Genomic DNA, 15,898 nt, shown 5'->3' with positions numbered 1-15,898 from the left:
TTTCCGGCTCGCGCCGCTCGTCGCGCGCGCACGCCGGCGGCGATCCGCCAGTCGTATCCGGTCCGATCGCCGCGTCTGCCGGGGCGCGCATGCGATCCGCGTGGTCCGCACCGGGGCAGCCGCATCGCGGGTCGCCGCGCATCGTCCGCGCCCCCCGACCAGCCTCACCGTTCTCCCCGGCGCCGCGCCGTGTTCCGGCCGGCATCCCGAACCCGCCCGTCCAGGGCTTTCGCTATTCCGTTTATGTTTCGTTCCCTGACGACCCTGATCAAGAAGTGGCGCGCGTCGCGCAATGCGGGCCACCAGCTCGATGCGCTGCTTGCGCATGCCGACGCGGAGGCGTCGTACGCCGAACGCAGCGAATGGCTGATCGAGCTCGCGCACTGGCTGCGCCGCAACGGCGCGATGCAGGTCGCGCACGACACGCCGGCCGAACGCGACGCCGACGCGCGCGCGTATCCGGCGCACGCGCGGCTGCGCTACCTGTTCCACGTGCTCGACCGCAATCCCGCATGGAAATCGCACGCCGCGCGCATCCTGCGCGGGATTCTGCGCGAATGCGACGGCATCTCGCTGCTGTGCGACGCGGGGATGCCCGTGCATTCCGGTTTCTTCGGCGCGCTGTTCGAGCGCATCGACGCGTCGCTGATCCCGCCCGCGCCGAACCGCCGCGAACTGACGGCGCTGTTCACGCTGATGTTCCCGGCACCCGGGGACGCCCAATGGATCGACGCGCTGCCCGATGACCTGCTCGCGCGCCTCGCCGAGCTGTTCTCGTTCGACGTCACCGACGAAGAGCGCCACGAGCCCGGCTCGTTCTCGCGCGACCTGCTGGCCGCGCTGCACAACCTGACCTGCCAGATCAGCTCGACCGGCCTGTCGCAGACGGTGCGCAGCCGCCTGTCCGACGACGACGCGCGCAAGCCGCTCGAAACGCAGCCGTTCTATCGGCTCACGCGCGCGATGCTCGCGGTCGAGACCGCGCACGCGGCCGTGGAGGACGGCGGTGACCCGAGCAAGCTGCTTCATGAGGTGAACTACCTGCGCGTGCTGCTCGACGAATGCCGGATCGCCGTCGACGATGTGTTCGCGCACCTGTACCGCAACGGCGTGTCGGTCGACATCGTGTTCCAGGTCGAACGGATGCGCATGCGCATCCTGCGCGCGGAAATGCTGCTCAACGCGTGGATGGCACGCGACGACCTGCGCGGGATGGCGCGCCTGACGGCCGAACTCGTCGACGCGAACCAGAACAGCCAGAGCGTGTCGCACCTCATGCGCAGCAACTTCTCGCTGTTCGCGCGCAAGCTCGTCGAGACCAACGCGGACACCGGCGAGCACTACATCTCGCGCGGCCGCGCCGAGTACCTGAAGATGCTGCGGATGGCCGCGGGCGGCGGGCTCGTCACCGTCGTGACCGTGTGCGTGAAGTTCGCGATCACCGGCGCGCACCTGCAGTCGATGCTCGAAGGGTTGCTCGCGGGCGTCAACTACGCGGCGAGCTTCATGCTGATGCACTTCCTGCATTTCACGCTCGCGACCAAGCAGCCCGCGATGACCGCGCCGACGCTCGCGCGCGAGCTCGACGACACCGGCCACGAGGAAGGCGTGAAGGCGTTCGTCGCGTCGGTGATCGCGCTGATCCGCACGCAGGCCGCGGCGATTTCCGGCAACGTGCTCGTCGTGCTGCCCGTGTGCCTGCTCGTGCAGCTGTTCGCCGGCAACCTGCTGCACGCAAACCTGATCTCGCCGGAGAAGGCGCACGCGACGCTGCACTCGTTCTCGCTGCTGGGTCCGACGCCATTCTATGCGGCGCTCACGGGCGTGCTGCTGTGGGCGTCGAGCCTGCTCGCGGGCTGGGCCGACAACTGGTTCGTGCTGCATCGGGTCGGCGACGCGCTCACGTACAACCGGCGGCTGCGGCTCACCCTCGGCGCGTCGGGTGCCGCGAAACTCGCGCACTTCTGTCGCTCGAACGTCGCGGGCGTCGTCGCCAACGTGGGTCTCGGCCTGATGCTCGGCCTGATCCCGGCGATCGTCACCGTGTTCCTGTTCCCGTTCGAGGTGCGCCACGTGACGCTGTCGGCCGGGTCGATCGGGATCGCGCTCGGCGTGCTCGGCAAGGGCGCGCTCGGCACGCCCGAGCTGTGGTGGGCCTGCGCCGGCGTCCTGAGCATGGCGATCCTCAACGTGCTCGTGAGCTTCGCGCTCGCATTCACGATGGCCGTGCGCTCGCGCAGCCTGCGCCGCACCAAGGTGCGCGCGCTGGTCGGCGCGATCGTCCGCACGGTGCTGTCGAAGCCGTCCGCGCTGTTCTGGCCGGCCGGCGCGCCGGCCGCGCGGGCCGGCCAGCCAGGCGCTCACTGACCGTCCGACGGCGGCGCGCAGCCCGAGGCGGGCGTCGCCGCGCGGGCCTGCCGGCTCGCCGTCAGGACCGGCACACCGGCGCCGGCGCGCCGAATCGGATGCAACGCCGGCTCCGGCCGCCCGCGCCGCGTACAATAGTGGACTTTTGCACGTCCTCACCCGCCTTATGTCCTCGCCCACCCTGTACGAATTCTTCGCTCCCTGCCCGCGCGGCCTCGAAGCGGCGCTTGCCGCCGAGCTGGCCGAAATCGCCGGCCGACATCTGGACGGCGCGCCGTTCACCGCGGGCGCGCAGGTGCCGGGCGGCGTTCATTTCCGCGGCGGCTGGACCGCCGGCATGGCCGCGAACCTCCATTCGCGAATCGCGAGCCGGATCCTGCTGAAGATCGCGCACCGCCCGTACCGCAACGAACAGGACGTCTACGCACTCGCGCTCGAGCAGCCATGGGAGCGCTGGTTCGCATCGACGCAGACGCTGCGCGTCGACATCACCGCGATCAAGTCGCCGCTGAAGAGCCTCGAATTCGCGACGCTGCGCGTGAAGGACGCGATCTGCGACCGGATGCGCGACAAGACCGGCGCACGCCCGAGCATCGACACCGGCGCGCCGGACGTGCGCGTGTTCGCGTTCCTGACGGCCAACGAGTGCACGCTGTACCTCGACACGTCGGGCGAGCCGCTGTTCAAGCGCGGCTGGCGCCTCGACAAGGGCGCGGCGCCGCTGCGCGAGAACCTCGCGGCCGGCATCTTGCGCCTGACGGGCTGGACGCCCGGCACGCCGCTGTATGACCCGATGTGCGGCAGCGGCACCTTCCTCGCGGAAGCCGCGCAGATCGCGCTCGGCGTCGCGCCGGGCGTCGAGCGCCGGTTCGGCTTCGAAAAGCTCAAGCAGTACGACATCACCGCATGGCAGGGCCTGAAGGTCGCGGCGCTCGACGCGAAGCGCGCGGCGCGCGGCAAGCGCGATTCGCTCGGCGTGTACGGCAGCGACATCTCGGGCGACATGCTCGAGAAGGCGCGCGCAAACCTCGAGCGTGCGGGCGTGCCGTCGGTGTGGCTCAAGCAGGTCGACGCGCGCGGGATGACGCCGCCGTGCGACGGCCCGGGCATCATTCTCGCGAACCCGCCGTACGGCGAGCGGATCGAGGTGCGCGGCCGCAGCGCGCGCGGCGAGGTGCGCGAGACGGGCCGCAACCGCGGCAACGACGACGCATTCCGCCGCACGCACACCGACGCACCGGACAGCGAATTCTTCAACGCGCTCGGCGATGCGCTCAAGCAGCGCTTCACGGGCTGGCAGGCGTTCCTGCTGACGTCGGACCGCTCGCTGCCGGGCCTGCTGCGCCTGCGCGAATCGGCGAAGACGCCGCTGTTCAACGGCGCGCTCGAATGCCGGTTGTTCCGCTTCGACCTGATCGCCGGCAGCGTGAAGGCACGCCCCGCCGCGCCGGAAGGCGACGCCTGACACGCGAGACGGCCGCCGCGGCCGCCTGCTGGCACCCAGACGACGCCCGGCCTGAGCCGGGCGTTTTTCTTTCCACCGCCCCCACGCGGGCAGTGCCCGCGTGCCGCGCCGCCCCCGCGCGCCGATGCGGTTCCCGCACCGCCCTTACCCGCCAAAGCCGTCAGGTCCCCCTTTTGTCAGCACCGCCACGACTACTGACAGCACGCTGTCAGCAGCACCCGATCACACTGCAATCCCGGCGCAATGCAAGGCTGGTTTCCATCAAGAACCCGAACAACAAGGAGCTCGTCATGACGTCCGCAACTGCAGCAGCAACCGAAACCGCAACCCTGGAACGCGCGATCGCGTGGTTCGACATCCCGTCCCTCGATTTCGACCGGGCGATCCGTTTCTACGAAACCGTGCTGCAGACGACGCTGCAACGCGAAGTCATCGGCGGCGTGCCGATGGCCGTGTTCGATCACGAAGCGTCGAGCACGGGCGGCAGCATCGTGTTCGATCCGCAGCAGATGAAGCCGAGCGCCAACGGCGTGCTCGTGTACCTGAACGCCGGCGAATCGGTCGTCGCGGCGCTCGAGCGCGCGAAGCGCGCAGGCGGCGTCGTACAGGGCTCGGTCGTCGAGTTGCCGAACAACTACGGCTACATCGGCTACCTGATCGATACCGAAGGCAACCGCGTCGGCCTGCACGCACCGAAATGCCACTGAGCGCGTCTACGATCCGGCCGGCGCGGCGCTATCATCGCGAAGTCCCCGTAGCCGTTGGAGTCGAGGTTCAGCCATGACGCGCCGTGCCGACCGCCTGTTCCAGATCGCCGAGCTGCTGCGCGGGCGTCGTCTCACGACCGCGCAGCAGCTCGCCGACTGGCTGTCGGTGTCGCCGCGCACGGTCTATCGCGACGTGCGCGACCTGCAACTGTCAGGGGTGCCGATCGAAGGTGAAGCCGGCATCGGCTACCGGCTGAACCGCAACGCGAGCCTGCCGCCGCTCACGTTCACCGCCGAGGAGCTCGCGGCACTCGCGGCCGGCGCGCGGATGCTCGAGACTTGGGGCGGCGCGCGCTTCGCGGGCGGCGCGCGTTCGGCGCTCGCGAAGATCGCGTCGGCGATGCCGGCCGACAAGCGCACCGCGCTCGATCGCCTGCCGGTGTTCGCGCCCTCGTTCCACATCGACGAGACATTCTGCGCGAAGGTCGACGCGATCCACCAGGCGGTCGACACGCATCACATCGTCAGCTTCGACTACCGCGACCGGCTCGGCGCGCACACGAAGCGCCGCGTGTGGCCGCTCGGGCTCGTCTACTGGGGCGGACGCTGGACGATCGGCGCGTGGTGCGAGCTGCGCGACGACTTCCGCACCTTCGACATCGCGCGGATGGGCGACATCACCGTGCACGAGCAGTTTCCGGACATGGAAGGCCGGCGCATCGCCGACTACATGCGGATCGCGGAAGCGCCGATGCGCTGACGCGCGCCGCCGCCATTCGCATGCCGGGGCGGCCGCGCCCCGGCAACGCCCGTCATTCCCCGAACACGACTGACCGCTTCGGCCGCTCGTCGACGTGCAGCGAAAACACGTCGGGGCGCGCATAGTGTCCGACCACGTCGAAGTCGTAACGCGCACGCACGAGCTCGTCCGTATCGATGCGCGCGGTCACGAGCCCGGCCTCGCCGATCAGCGGCTCCGTCAGCAGGTCGCCGAGCGGCCCGACGATCACGCTGCCGCCGCGGATCAGCGGCCGCTCGGGATCCCAGCCCGGCACGTCGATGCCGAGCGCACGCGGCGACGGCTGCACCTGGCAGGCGCTCACGACGAAGCAGCGCCCTTCGTGTGCGATGTGCCGCATCGAGCTCTGCCACAGGTCGCGCTCGTCGACGGTCGGCGCGCACCAGATCTGCACGCCTTTCGCATACATCGCGCAGCGCAGGAGCGGCATGTGGTTCTCCCAGCAGATCGCGGCGCCCGCACGGCCCGCGGCCGTGTCGACCACCGGCAATGTCGAGCCATCGCCCTGCCCCCAGATCAGCCGCTCGGTGCCGGTCGGCATCAGCTTGCGGTGCTTCGCGACGAGCCCGTCGCGCGGATCGAAGAACAGCGCCGTGCAGTACAACGTGCTGCCGCCGCGCTCGATCACGCCGACCACCAGGCTCGCGCCCGTGCGCTGCGACAGCGCGGCCAGTTCGTCGGTTTCGGGGCCCGGCACGTCGATCGCCTGCGCGGCATAGCGCGCATACGCGTCGCGGCCCTCGGGCAGCCGGTAGCCGAGCCGCGTGCCGAAGATCTCGCCCTTCGGATAGCCGCCGAGCACGGCCTCCGGCAGCACGACGAGCGACGCGCCGCTGTCGCGGATCGCGGCTTCGTAGCCGAGGATCGTGTCGAGCGTGGCGCGCGTGCCGGCGGGCGATGCGCCGATCTGCAGCGCGGCGATAACTGAGGTGGACATGAAAGCGTCTCCAGTGAGTGGGTGACGCCATCTTTATCGATATCATTTCATCGATCAAATCGATAAAACGATAACTGACATGAATACGGATGATATCGCCGGGCTCGACCTGAACCTGCTGAAGGTGTTCGAGGCGCTGTACGAGGAAGGCGGCGCGAGCCGCGCGGCGCTGCGGCTCGGCCTCACGCAATCGGCGGTAAGTGCGGCGCTCGCGCGGCTACGCGTGATCTACGCCGATCCGCTGTTCGTGCGCACCGGCCGCGGGCTCGCGCCGACGCCGCGCGCGGACGAACTGAAGCCGATCCTGTCCGATGCGCTCGACCGCTGCCGCGCAAGCCTCGCGATCGCGGCCGACGGCGGCGAACGGGTCGGCCGTACGATCTCGATCGGCCTGTCGGACGACTTCGAGATCGCGCTCGGCCGCGCGCTGATCGACGCAGTCGCAAGCGAAGCCCCGGGCATCCGGCTGATCTTTCGGCAGACGCACAGCGGTATCGCGGGCGACGCGCTGCTGCGGCACGGCGTCGATCTCGCGATCGCGTCGGGCGGGTTCTCGGCGAACGGGCTGAGCCGGCGCGCGGTCGCGACGGGCGGCTACGCATGCCTCATCGATCCGGCCGGCCGCGCGCACGCGCCGCGCACGCTCGTGCTCGCCGATTTCGTGCAGCGCGATCACCTGCTCGTGTCGTCGGGCGGCGTGATCGGGATCGTCGACGAAGCCCTGGCCGCGCTCGGCCACAAACGGCGCGTCGCGGCGTCAACCACGCATTTCGCGGCGCTGCCGTACCTGCTCGCCGGCTCCGACGCGGTGGCGACGATACCGGCGCATGCGGCTCGCGCCATCGCGCAGTCGACGTCGCTGCGCGCGCTCGCGTGCCCGGTCGAGCTGCCGGGCTACCCGGTGGAAATCGGCTGGCGCACGAGCACGCAGCGCGACCCGGCGATCGTGCGCGTGCGGGATACGATCGCCGCCTGCGTCGCGGCGATCGTCGCCCCGTGAAAAACGGGGCGCGATTCGACTCGTGACGATCGGACCTTCCGCCCCCGGCGGGCCGCCAACCGAGGCGGGCGGCGCCCATGCGCATCGCGGCAATCGGGAAGACCTGTTGCCGCCGCAAAGAATGACCGGGGTCGGATTCGTCTAACCAGACGGCCGGCAGCGTCCGGGCGCAACCGGTAAAATGCCGAACCATGAAACCCGAAATCTGGACCCCGCATGTGACCGTCGCGGCGCTCGTCGAGCGCGCCGGTCGCTTTCTCGTGATCGAGGAAGAAACCTCGACGGGCCTGCGCATCAACCAGCCGGCCGGCCATCTCGAAGCCGGCGAGACTCTCGCCGACGCCGTGATCCGCGAAACGCTCGAGGAAACCGCGCATCCGTTCGTACCCGACGCGCTCGTCGGCGTCTATCTCGCGCACTACGACCGCCCCGGCAGCGCCGGCGCGACCTATCTGCGCTTCACGTTCTGCGGCACGGCCGGCGAGCCGGTGCCGGGCCACATGCTCGACGACGGCATCGTCCGTACGCTGTGGATGAGCGCCGACGAACTGCGCGCGTGCAGCGAGCGCCATCGCTCGCCTGCGGTGATGCGCTGCGTCGACGACTATCTCGCCGGGCGGCGCATTCCGCTCGATTTCGTGCACACGCATTCGGTCGCGCCGCGCCCGGAAGCATTCGACCGTCAGGCGGTAAACAAATGAGCAAGCGCCGTGTAGTAGTGGGCATGTCGGGCGGCGTCGATTCGTCGGTGACCGCGTGGCTGCTGAAGGAACAGGGGTACGACGTGGTCGGCCTGTTCATGAAGAACTGGGAAGACGACGACGACGGCGAATACTGCTCGACGCGCCAGGACTGGATCGACGTGGTGTCGGTGGCCGACCTGATCGGCATCGACGTGGAAGCCGTGAACTTCGCGGCCGAATACAAGGACCGCGTGTTCGCCGAATTCCTGCGCGAATACTCGGCCGGCCGCACGCCGAACCCGGACGTGCTGTGCAACGCCGAGATCAAGTTCAAGGCGTTCCTCGACCACGCGATGTCGCTCGACGCGGAAATGATCGCGACGGGCCATTACGCGCGCGTGCGCGAGCGCGACGGTCGCTTCGAACTGCTGAAGGCCTTCGATCATACGAAAGACCAGTCGTACTTCCTGCACCGGCTGAACCAGGCGCAGCTGTCGAAGACGATGTTCCCGCTCGGCGAGATCCCGAAGACGAAGGTGCGCGAGATCGCCGCGCAGATCGGCCTGCCGAACGCGAAGAAGAAGGACTCGACCGGCATCTGCTTCATCGGCGAACGGCCGTTCCGCGACTTCCTGAACCGCTATCTTCCGACGAAGCCCGGCCCGATGAAGACGCCCGACGGCAAGGTGGTCGGCGAGCACATCGGCCTCGCGTTCTACACGTTCGGCCAGCGCAAGGGCATCGGCCTGGGCGGCAGCAAGGACGGCAGCGGCGAACCGTGGTTCGTCGCGGCGAAGGACATCGCGTCGAACACGCTGTACGTCGTGCAGGGCCACGACCACCCGTGGCTGCTGTCGCGCGAGCTCGTCGCCGGCAACGTGAGCTGGGTCGCGGGCGAGCCGCCGGCCGAAGGCTTTTCGTGCGGGGCGAAGACGCGCTATCGTCAGGCCGATGCGGCCTGCAGGTTCGGCCGGGCCGCGCTCGGCGGGGCCGACGGCGAGCGCTTCTCGCTCGCGTTCGACGACGCGCAATGGGCGGTGACACCCGGCCAGTCGGCCGTGCTGTACGACGGCGAGATCTGCCTCGGCGGCGGCATCATCGAGTTCGCGGCCACCGGCCAGCCCGGCCAGGCAGTCCCGGCGGCAGCCCACGCGGGCGCGCTCGCCGAAGCACGCTGACATCCATTCGGTTTAGACTTGCGGCACGCCGCGCCCGGCGGAACACGATTCCGTCGCGGCCGGTGCGCCGCCGCGCAGCGTACGCATGGCGGCATTTCAAGATTCTTGCGGAGCCCCCCCATGCTTTCCAGACGCTACCTCGCAATGTGGTGCGCCGTGCTGCTGCTCGTTGCCGTGGCCGCACTCGCGTCGATTCACGTGCTTTCCTGGCTGTGGATCATCATCCCCGTCGCCCTCGTCGCCCTCGGCCTGTATGACCTGAACCAGGACCGTCACGCGATCCTGCGCAATTACCCGCTCTGGGGTCATTTCCGCTTCCTGTTCGAGTTCATCCGCCCCGAAATCCGCCAGTATTTCGTCGAGGACGACACCGACGAGAAGCCGTTCTCCCGCGCGCAGCGCAGCCTCGTCTACCAGCGCGCGAAGAACGTCGCCGACAATCGCCCGTACGGCACCGAGCTGAACGTGAAGGCCGTCGCGCACGAATGGATCAGCCACTCGCTCGCGCCGACGAAGCTGCCGAACCATGACTTCCGCATCCGGGTCGGCGCGAACCGCGCGCAGCCGTACGACATCTCGATCTTCAACATCTCGGCGATGAGCTTCGGCTCGCTGTCCGCGAACGCGATCCGCTCGCTGAACCTCGGCGCGAAGAAAGGCGGATTCGCGCACGACACCGGCGAAGGCTCGCTGTCGAAGTACCACCGCGAGCACGGCGGCGACATCATCTGGGAAATCGCATCCGGCTACTTCGGCTGCCGCAACGACGACGGAACGTTCAACCCGGACAAGTTCGCGAAGCAGGCCGCCGATCCGCAGGTGAAGATGATCGAGATCAAGCTGTCGCAAGGCGCGAAGCCGGGCCACGGCGGCGTGCTGCCCGCCGCGAAGATCACGCCCGAGATCGCCGAGACGCGCGGCGTGCCGATGGGCAAGGACTGCATCTCGCCCGCGACGCACTCGGAATTCTCGACGCCACGCGGTCTGCTCGAATTCGTCGAGCGGCTGCGCACGCTGTCGGGCGGCAAGCCGACCGGCTTCAAGCTGTGCATCGGCCATCCGTGGGAATTCTTCGGGATCGCGAAGGCGATGATCGAGACGGGCATCGTGCCGGACTTCATCGTCGTCGACGGCGCGGAAGGCGGCACCGGCGCCGCGCCGCTCGAATTTACCGACCATGTCGGCGTGCCGCTGCAGGAAGGGCTGCTGCTGGTACACAACACGCTCGTCGGGATCGGCGTGCGCGACCGCGTGAAGATCGGCGCGAGCGGCAAGATCATCACCGCGTTCGACATCGCGCGCACGCTCGCGATCGGCGCGGACTGGGTGAATTCGGCGCGTGGCTTCATGTTCGCGGTCGGCTGCATCCAGGCGCAGCACTGCCACACCGACCGCTGCCCGACCGGCGTCGCCACGCAGGACCCGGTGCGCCAGCGCGCCATCGTCGTGCCCGACAAGGCCGAGCGCGTGTACAACTTCCATCGCAATACGCTGCATGCACTGCAGGAACTCGTGCAGGCGGCCGGCCTGGGCCATCCGTCCGAGCTGCGCGCGCATCACATCGTGCAGCGCGTCGCGCCGCACGAGGTGCGGCTGATGTCGCAGTTGCTGAAATACCTGAAGCCCGGCGCGCTACTCGACGGCCAGACCTGCGGCTATACGCTGTACGACAAGTGGTGGCCGATCGCGCGCAGCGATTCGTTCGTGCTCGGCGAAACCGTTTACACGTCGATCGAGTAGCGCGCGATCGCCCGCCGCCGGAGGCGGCTCGCCAAAACGAAAGCGCCCCGCGGGGCGCTTTCCTTTGTCTGTCCGATTCGCCGCCGGCGGCCGGTCAGCCTTGCGGCAGCGTGTCGACGAACGTCTGCCGCTGCGACAGCTTCACGAAATGCTTGTCGAGGTTCGGATGGCGATCGCGCCAGTCGAGTTCGGGCATCCGGAAGTCGAGGTAGCCGAGCGCGCAGCCGAGTGCGATGTCGGCAAGCGTGTAATGATTACCGACGCACCACGTCTTGCCGCCGAGACCCTGCGACATTGCGACGAGCGCGTCGTCGATCTTGCGCTGTTGGCGCGCGATCCAGCTCGCGCTGCGCTGCGCTTCGTCTCGCAGCGTGTGTTCGAGACGAATCGCCACGGCCGCGTCGAGCACGCCGTCACCCAGCGCTTCCCAGCAACGCACTTCGACACGCTCACGCCCCGACGGCGGAATCAGCTTGCCGACCGGCGACAGCGTATCGACGTATTCGCAGATCACGCGGGAATCGAACACCGCGGCACCATCCTCCATCACGAGACACGGGACCTTGCCGAGCGGATTCGATGCATGAATGTCCGTCTCCGGCGCCCACACGTTCTCGAGCTCCAGCTTGTAGTCGATCTTCTTTTCAGCAAGCACGATTCGCGCCTTTCGGACGTACGGGCTGCTGAGCGAACCGATTAATTTCATCATCTGCCTTTTTAAGGGAACCGCCGAGAGTATACGTTGTCGCCGATCATAACCGGCCGGCGTGGCCGGGCAGAAAATCGCCCGTCCGGCCTGTGGATGGTTTGCAACAACCGTCGCCGAGCCCCGTCCGGCGCGGCTTGCCGCCGCGCCTCTCACACGCCGCGTCCGGCGGCGCTACAATCGCACGATGAATGCGCCCCTCGATACCGCCATCGCCGTCGACGTCTACCGCCAGCGCCGTGAACGCGTGCTTGCCGCACTGCGCGCAGCGGGCGGCGGCGTCGCCATCGTTCCCACCGCGCCGGAAATGCTGCGCAACCGCGATACGGCCTTCCCGTACCGACATGACAGCTACTTTTACTACCTGACGGGCTTCACCGAGCCGGATGCCGTGCTCGTGCTGAACGCGGCCGGGTCGCACGGCGCACCGGAATCGGTCCTGTTCTGCCGCGCGAAGAATGCCGATCGCGAGATCTGGGAAGGTTTCCATTACGGGCCCGAGGCCGCGCGCGATGCATTCGGCTTCGACGCGACCTACGCGGTCGACGTGATCGACACCGAAATGCCGCGCCTGCTCGCCGATGCGGGCACCGTGCACTACCGGTTCGGCGCCTCGGCCGAGTTCGACCGCCGGCTCGCCGGCTGGATCGATGCGGTGCGCGCGCAAGCACGCACGGGTGTCGCCGCGCCGGACGCGCTGCTCGACCTCACGCCGCTCGTCGACGACATGCGGCTCGTGAAGGACGAACACGAACTCGCGATCATGATGCGTGCCGCGCACATCTCCGCGCTCGCCCACCGTCGCGCGATGCAGGTGTGCCGCCCGGGGATCCGCGAATACGAACTCGAGGCCGAGCTGCTGTACACGTTCCGCAAGCATGGCGCGCAGGCGCCCGCGTACGGCTCGATCGTCGCGGCCGGCGCGAACGCATGCGTGCTGCACTACCCGGCCGGCAACGCGACCGCGCGGGACGGCGATCTGATCCTGATCGATGCCGCGTGCGAACTCGACGGCTACGCGTCGGACATCACGCGCACGTTTCCGGCCAACGGGCGCTTCTCGCCCGCGCAGCGCACGCTGTACGACATCGTGCTCGGCGCGCAGCAGGCTGCGATCGATGCGACGCGCGCGGGCGTACCGTTCGAGGCGCCGCACGACGCGGCCGTGCGCGTGCTCGCGCAAGGGCTGCTCGATACGGGCATCATCCCGAAGACGCGCTTCTCGAACGTCGACGACGTGATCGCCGAGCGCGCATACGCACGCTTCTACATGCACCGCACTGGCCACTGGATCGGCATGGACGTGCACGATTGCGGCGACTACCGCGAGCGGCTCGCCGCGCGCGACGCCGACGGCGCGTTGCCGTGGCGCACGCTGAAACCCGGCATGACGCTTACCGTCGAGCCGGGCCTGTACGTGCGGGCAGCCGACGACGTACCGTCCGAATACTGGAACATCGGCATCCGCATCGAGGATGACGCGATCGTGCGCGAGCACGGTTGCGAGCTGATCACACGCGACGTGCCGGTGGCGGCTGCCGAGATCGAAGCGCTGATGCGCGCGGGCGCGGCGCACGGCGCGTGAGCGTGCCGCAGGTTGCCATCGCCCCGCTGTCGAGCCACCGTTGACTCGCTGTTGACCCGCTGTTGACCGTTACCCCGTTTCACGAACACTGATGACGACCGCTTCCTCCCCGGCCACGCCGGACTACGATCTCGCCATCGTCGGCGCGGGCCCCGTCGGGCTCGCGCTCGCCGGCTGGCTCGGCCGACGCAGCGCGACGCAGCACGCGTCGATCGCGCTGATCGACGCTCGCGAGCCGGCAGCGAGCGCGAACGACCCGCGCGCGATCGCCGTATCGCACGGCAGCCGCGTGCTGCTCGACACGCTCGGATGGCCGGGCGACGCGACGCCGATCGAACACATCCACGTGTCGCAGCGCGGCCATTTCGGCCGCACGCTGATCGACCGCGACGAGCACGACCTCGCCGCGCTCGGCTATGTCGTGCGCTACGGCTCGATCGTGCAGGCGCTCGCGCAGGCCGTGCGCGGCACGCGCGTCGACTGGCTCACGTCGACCACCGCACGCACGCCGCGACAGGACGCCGACGGCGTCACGCTGACACTCGACGGCCCGCAAGGCGAGCGCACGCTGCGCGCACGCATCGTCGTCAACGCCGAGGGCGGGCTGTTCCACGAACAGCAGGCCGATACGGGCAAGCATCGCCGCGACTACGGTCAGACCGCGATCGTCGGTACGGTCACGGTCTCGGCGCCGCGCCCGAACGTCGCATGGGAACGCTTCACGCACGAAGGCCCGCTCGCGCTGCTGCCGCTCGGCGGCCCGCGCCAGGCCGAGTATTCGCTCGTGTGGTGCTGCACGCCCGACGAAGCGGCCCGCCGCGCCGCCCTTCCCGACGACGCGTTCCTGCGCGAACTCGGCGCTGCCTTCGGCGAGCGGATGGGGCAGTTCGTCGCGATCGCGGGGCGCGCATCGTTCCCGCTCGGGCTGAACGCGGCACAAACGCTCGTCAACGGGCGCATCGCGATCGTCGGCAACGCCGCGCAAACGCTGCATCCGGTCGCCGGCCAGGGGCTCAACCTCGGGCTGCGCGACGCGCATACGCTCGTCGACGCGCTGTCCACGCAAGGCTTCGAAGCGACCGCGCTCGCAACCTTCAACGCGCGGCGTGCGCTCGACCGGCGCTTCACGATCGGCGCGACCGACACGCTCGCGCGACTGTTCACGGTCGACACCGGCCCCATTCCGCTGTTGCGCGGCGCGGCGCTCACCGCGCTCGAATTCGTCCCGCCGCTCAAGAAGGCGATCGCGCGCCAGATGATGTTCGGCCAGCGCAACTGACGCGCGGCGGCGCGGCGCGCGTTGCGCGCCATCAGCACCGTGCAAACCGGGTCAAATCGGCCGGGCATGGGAATACGGTAAAATGCGCGTTTTCCCTCCGCCCTTTTTTGCCCGCGACGCCTGGCGCTCGCGGGCGGTGCCATTGCGATGCCCGTTATCGGCCCTCACGTATTGCGTAACAACCTGTTCGTCGCCCCGATGGCCGGGGTGACGGATCGCCCGTTCCGCCAGCTGTGCAAGCGGCTGGGGGCCGGATACGCCGTGTCCGAGATGGTCGCGTCCAATGCGCAGCTGTGGAAGAGCGCGAAGACGATGCGGCGGGCGAACCACGAAGGCGAAGTCGAGCCGATCGCGGTGCAGATCGCCGGCGCCGATCCGGCGATGATGGCCGAAGCCGCCCGCTACAACGTCGACAACGGCGCGCAGATCATCGACATCAACATGGGCTGCCCGGCGAAGAAGGTCTGCAACGTCGCGGCCGGCTCCGCGCTGCTGCAGAACGAACCGCTCGTGCAGCGGATCGTCGAGGCCGTCGTCGCGGCGGTCGGCACGGGGCCGGATGCGGTGCCCGTCACGCTGAAGATCCGCACCGGCTGGGATCGCGAGCACAAGAACGCGATCACGGTCGCGCGCCTCGCCGAGGCGGCCGGCATCTCGATGCTGACCGTGCACGGCCGCACGCGCGCCGACCTCTACCGCGGCGACGCGGAGTACGACACCATCGCGGCCGTGAAGGCGGCCGTGCGCATCCCGGTCGTCGCGAACGGCGACATCACGTCGCCGGCGAAAGCGAAGGCCGTGCTCGACGCAACCGGCGCCGACGCACTGATGATCGGTCGTGCCGCGCAAGGCCGGCCATGGCTGTTCCGTGAAATCGATCATTTCCTGCAAACCGGCGAGCTGCTGCCCCCGCCGCGGATCGACGAGATCCAGCACGTGATGAACGAACACCTGGAAGACCACTACGCGTTCTATGGTGAATTCACGGGCGTCCGTACTGCGCGCAAGCACATCGGCTGGTACACTCGCGGCCTTTCCGGTGCCAACGGGTTCCGGCACAGGATGAACACGCTCGATTCCACCCGCGAGCAGCTCGCCGCCGTCAATGCATTCTTCGAGGCGCAAAAAGCGCTGTCGGACCACCTCGTCTACGTCGATGACGAAGAGGAAAACGGCCAGGGCGAGTCGGACGACCATAACCAGTTAGCAGCATGAGCAAGCACAACATCGAACAATGTGTCCGCGAGAGCCTGGACGTGTATTTCCGGGATCTAGACGGCTCCAATCCGCACGACGTCTATGAAATGGTGATGTCCTGCGTCGAAAAGCCGATGCTCGAGGTCGTGCTCGTACAGGCAGGCGGCAACCAGTCGCTCGCCGCGGAGTACCTCGGCATCAATCGCAATACGCTGCGCAAGAAGCTGCAGCAGCACGGCCTGCTGTAGGCGGCCG

Annotated in this window: 14 protein-coding genes; 12 read left to right on the top strand and 2 right to left on the bottom strand. The window is 68.8% G+C overall.

From position 1 onward, the window contains the following. Positions 1 to 243 precede the first annotated feature (243 nt). From DIE11_RS14630 to DIE11_RS14615, 4 genes are all read left to right on the top strand, one after another. On the top strand, positions 244 to 2,367 hold the full coding sequence (locus DIE11_RS14630) for a site-specific recombinase (protein ID WP_124624887.1): 2,124 nt from the start codon (positions 244 to 246) through the stop codon (positions 2,365 to 2,367). 166 nt (positions 2,368 to 2,533) lie between these two features. Then, the gene (locus tag DIE11_RS14625) at positions 2,534 to 3,832 is read left to right on the top strand and encodes a class I SAM-dependent RNA methyltransferase (protein ID WP_059608267.1); all 1,299 of its coding nucleotides are present in this window, start codon (positions 2,534 to 2,536) and stop codon (positions 3,830 to 3,832) included. 290 nt (positions 3,833 to 4,122) lie between these two features. Then, positions 4,123 to 4,539 carry a VOC family protein gene (locus DIE11_RS14620; protein WP_124624883.1) on the top strand — a complete coding sequence of 139 codons (417 nt, stop codon included), beginning with the start codon at positions 4,123 to 4,125 and terminating at the stop codon, positions 4,537 to 4,539. 73 nt (positions 4,540 to 4,612) lie between these two features. Then, the gene (locus DIE11_RS14615; RefSeq protein ID WP_059535356.1) at positions 4,613 to 5,299 is read left to right on the top strand and encodes a YafY family protein; all 687 of its coding nucleotides are present in this window, start codon (positions 4,613 to 4,615) and stop codon (positions 5,297 to 5,299) included. A 52-nt stretch (positions 5,300 to 5,351) separates the two neighbouring features. Here DIE11_RS14615 and DIE11_RS14610 read toward each other — a convergent pair whose 3' ends face one another. Beyond that, entirely contained in the window at positions 5,352 to 6,275 is a 924-nt protein-coding gene (locus DIE11_RS14610; RefSeq protein WP_059608264.1) for a carbon-nitrogen hydrolase family protein, read from the bottom strand. Positions 6,276 to 6,354: 79 nt separating this feature from the next. Here DIE11_RS14610 and DIE11_RS14605 point away from each other — a divergent pair, with 79 nt between their 5' ends. The 4 genes from DIE11_RS14605 to DIE11_RS14590 all read left to right on the top strand — a co-directional run bounded on the left by DIE11_RS14605 (position 6,355) and on the right by DIE11_RS14590 (position 10,876). Further along, the gene (locus DIE11_RS14605; RefSeq protein ID WP_124624880.1) at positions 6,355 to 7,275 is read left to right on the top strand and encodes a LysR family transcriptional regulator; all 921 of its coding nucleotides are present in this window, start codon (positions 6,355 to 6,357) and stop codon (positions 7,273 to 7,275) included. A 191-nt stretch (positions 7,276 to 7,466) separates the two neighbouring features. Further along, positions 7,467 to 7,976 carry an NUDIX hydrolase gene (locus DIE11_RS14600; protein WP_124624878.1) on the top strand — a complete coding sequence of 170 codons (510 nt, stop codon included), beginning with the start codon at positions 7,467 to 7,469 and terminating at the stop codon, positions 7,974 to 7,976. Further along, positions 7,973 to 9,136, top strand: coding sequence for a tRNA 2-thiouridine(34) synthase MnmA (mnmA, locus tag DIE11_RS14595; RefSeq protein ID WP_124624875.1), 1,164 nt, complete (start codon positions 7,973 to 7,975; stop codon positions 9,134 to 9,136). The genes DIE11_RS14600 and mnmA overlap by 4 nt, the downstream gene beginning before the upstream one ends. A 120-nt stretch (positions 9,137 to 9,256) precedes the next feature. Then, entirely contained in the window at positions 9,257 to 10,876 is a 1,620-nt protein-coding gene (locus DIE11_RS14590) for an FMN-binding glutamate synthase family protein (RefSeq protein ID WP_124624871.1), read from the top strand. A gap of 94 nt (positions 10,877 to 10,970) precedes the next feature. On the opposite strand, the gene DIE11_RS14585 is transcribed toward DIE11_RS14590, so the two are convergent. Continuing rightward, positions 10,971 to 11,582, bottom strand: coding sequence for a glutathione S-transferase family protein (locus DIE11_RS14585; RefSeq protein ID WP_059608346.1), 612 nt, complete (start codon positions 11,580 to 11,582; stop codon positions 10,971 to 10,973). Between the two features lie 187 nt (positions 11,583 to 11,769). Between DIE11_RS14585 and DIE11_RS14580 the strand changes: the two genes are divergently transcribed. The 4 genes from DIE11_RS14580 (at position 11,770) to DIE11_RS14560 (ending at position 15,891) form a co-directional block, all read left to right on the top strand. Continuing rightward, positions 11,770 to 13,167: an aminopeptidase P N-terminal domain-containing protein gene (locus DIE11_RS14580; RefSeq protein WP_124624868.1), complete on the top strand. Its 1,398-nt coding sequence runs from the start codon at positions 11,770 to 11,772 to the stop codon at positions 13,165 to 13,167. A 91-nt stretch (positions 13,168 to 13,258) separates the two neighbouring features. Then, entirely contained in the window at positions 13,259 to 14,446 is a 1,188-nt protein-coding gene (locus tag DIE11_RS14575; protein ID WP_124624865.1) for a UbiH/UbiF/VisC/COQ6 family ubiquinone biosynthesis hydroxylase, read from the top strand. Between the two features lie 147 nt (positions 14,447 to 14,593). Continuing rightward, entirely contained in the window at positions 14,594 to 15,661 is a 1,068-nt protein-coding gene (gene dusB, locus DIE11_RS14565) for a tRNA dihydrouridine synthase DusB (RefSeq protein WP_006497523.1), read from the top strand. Further along, complete coding sequence (locus tag DIE11_RS14560; protein WP_006476892.1) at positions 15,658 to 15,891, top strand: Fis family transcriptional regulator; 234 nt, start codon at positions 15,658 to 15,660, stop codon at positions 15,889 to 15,891. Before dusB ends, DIE11_RS14560 begins: the two co-directional genes overlap by 4 nt. The last annotated feature ends 7 nt before the right edge of the window (positions 15,892 to 15,898 follow it).

The sequence above is a fragment of the Burkholderia sp. Bp9012 genome, from assembly GCF_003853825.1.
GTDB classification, from domain to species: domain Bacteria; phylum Pseudomonadota; class Gammaproteobacteria; order Burkholderiales; family Burkholderiaceae; genus Burkholderia; species Burkholderia diffusa.
The sequence above is the reverse complement of the archived record's forward strand: the minus strand, read 5'-3'. Positions and strand labels throughout refer to the sequence as shown.

Bases quoted from the DNA above. Each gene is read 5' to 3' on its own strand.
- DIE11_RS14630 (WP_124624887.1), top strand. From the start codon at position 244: ATGTTTCGTTCCCTGACGACCCTGATCAAGAAGTGGCGCGCGTCGCGC.
- DIE11_RS14585 (WP_059608346.1), bottom strand. From the start codon at position 11,582: ATGAAATTAATCGGTTCGCTCAGCAGCCCGTACGTCCGAAAGGCGCGA.
- DIE11_RS14610 (WP_059608264.1), bottom strand. From the start codon at position 6,275: ATGTCCACCTCAGTTATCGCCGCGCTGCAGATCGGCGCATCGCCCGCC.
- DIE11_RS14590 (WP_124624871.1), top strand. From the start codon at position 9,257: ATGCTTTCCAGACGCTACCTCGCAATGTGGTGCGCCGTGCTGCTGCTC.
- DIE11_RS14620 (WP_124624883.1), top strand. From the start codon at position 4,123: ATGACGTCCGCAACTGCAGCAGCAACCGAAACCGCAACCCTGGAACGC.
- DIE11_RS14605 (WP_124624880.1), top strand. From the start codon at position 6,355: ATGAATACGGATGATATCGCCGGGCTCGACCTGAACCTGCTGAAGGTG.
- dusB (WP_006497523.1), top strand. From the start codon at position 14,594: ATGCCCGTTATCGGCCCTCACGTATTGCGTAACAACCTGTTCGTCGCC.
- DIE11_RS14575 (WP_124624865.1), top strand. From the start codon at position 13,259: ATGACGACCGCTTCCTCCCCGGCCACGCCGGACTACGATCTCGCCATC.
- DIE11_RS14560 (WP_006476892.1), top strand. From the start codon at position 15,658: ATGAGCAAGCACAACATCGAACAATGTGTCCGCGAGAGCCTGGACGTG.
- DIE11_RS14615 (WP_059535356.1), top strand. From the start codon at position 4,613: ATGACGCGCCGTGCCGACCGCCTGTTCCAGATCGCCGAGCTGCTGCGC.
- DIE11_RS14600 (WP_124624878.1), top strand. From the start codon at position 7,467: ATGAAACCCGAAATCTGGACCCCGCATGTGACCGTCGCGGCGCTCGTC.
- DIE11_RS14580 (WP_124624868.1), top strand. From the start codon at position 11,770: ATGAATGCGCCCCTCGATACCGCCATCGCCGTCGACGTCTACCGCCAG.
- DIE11_RS14625 (WP_059608267.1), top strand. From the start codon at position 2,534: ATGTCCTCGCCCACCCTGTACGAATTCTTCGCTCCCTGCCCGCGCGGC.
- mnmA (WP_124624875.1), top strand. From the start codon at position 7,973: ATGAGCAAGCGCCGTGTAGTAGTGGGCATGTCGGGCGGCGTCGATTCG.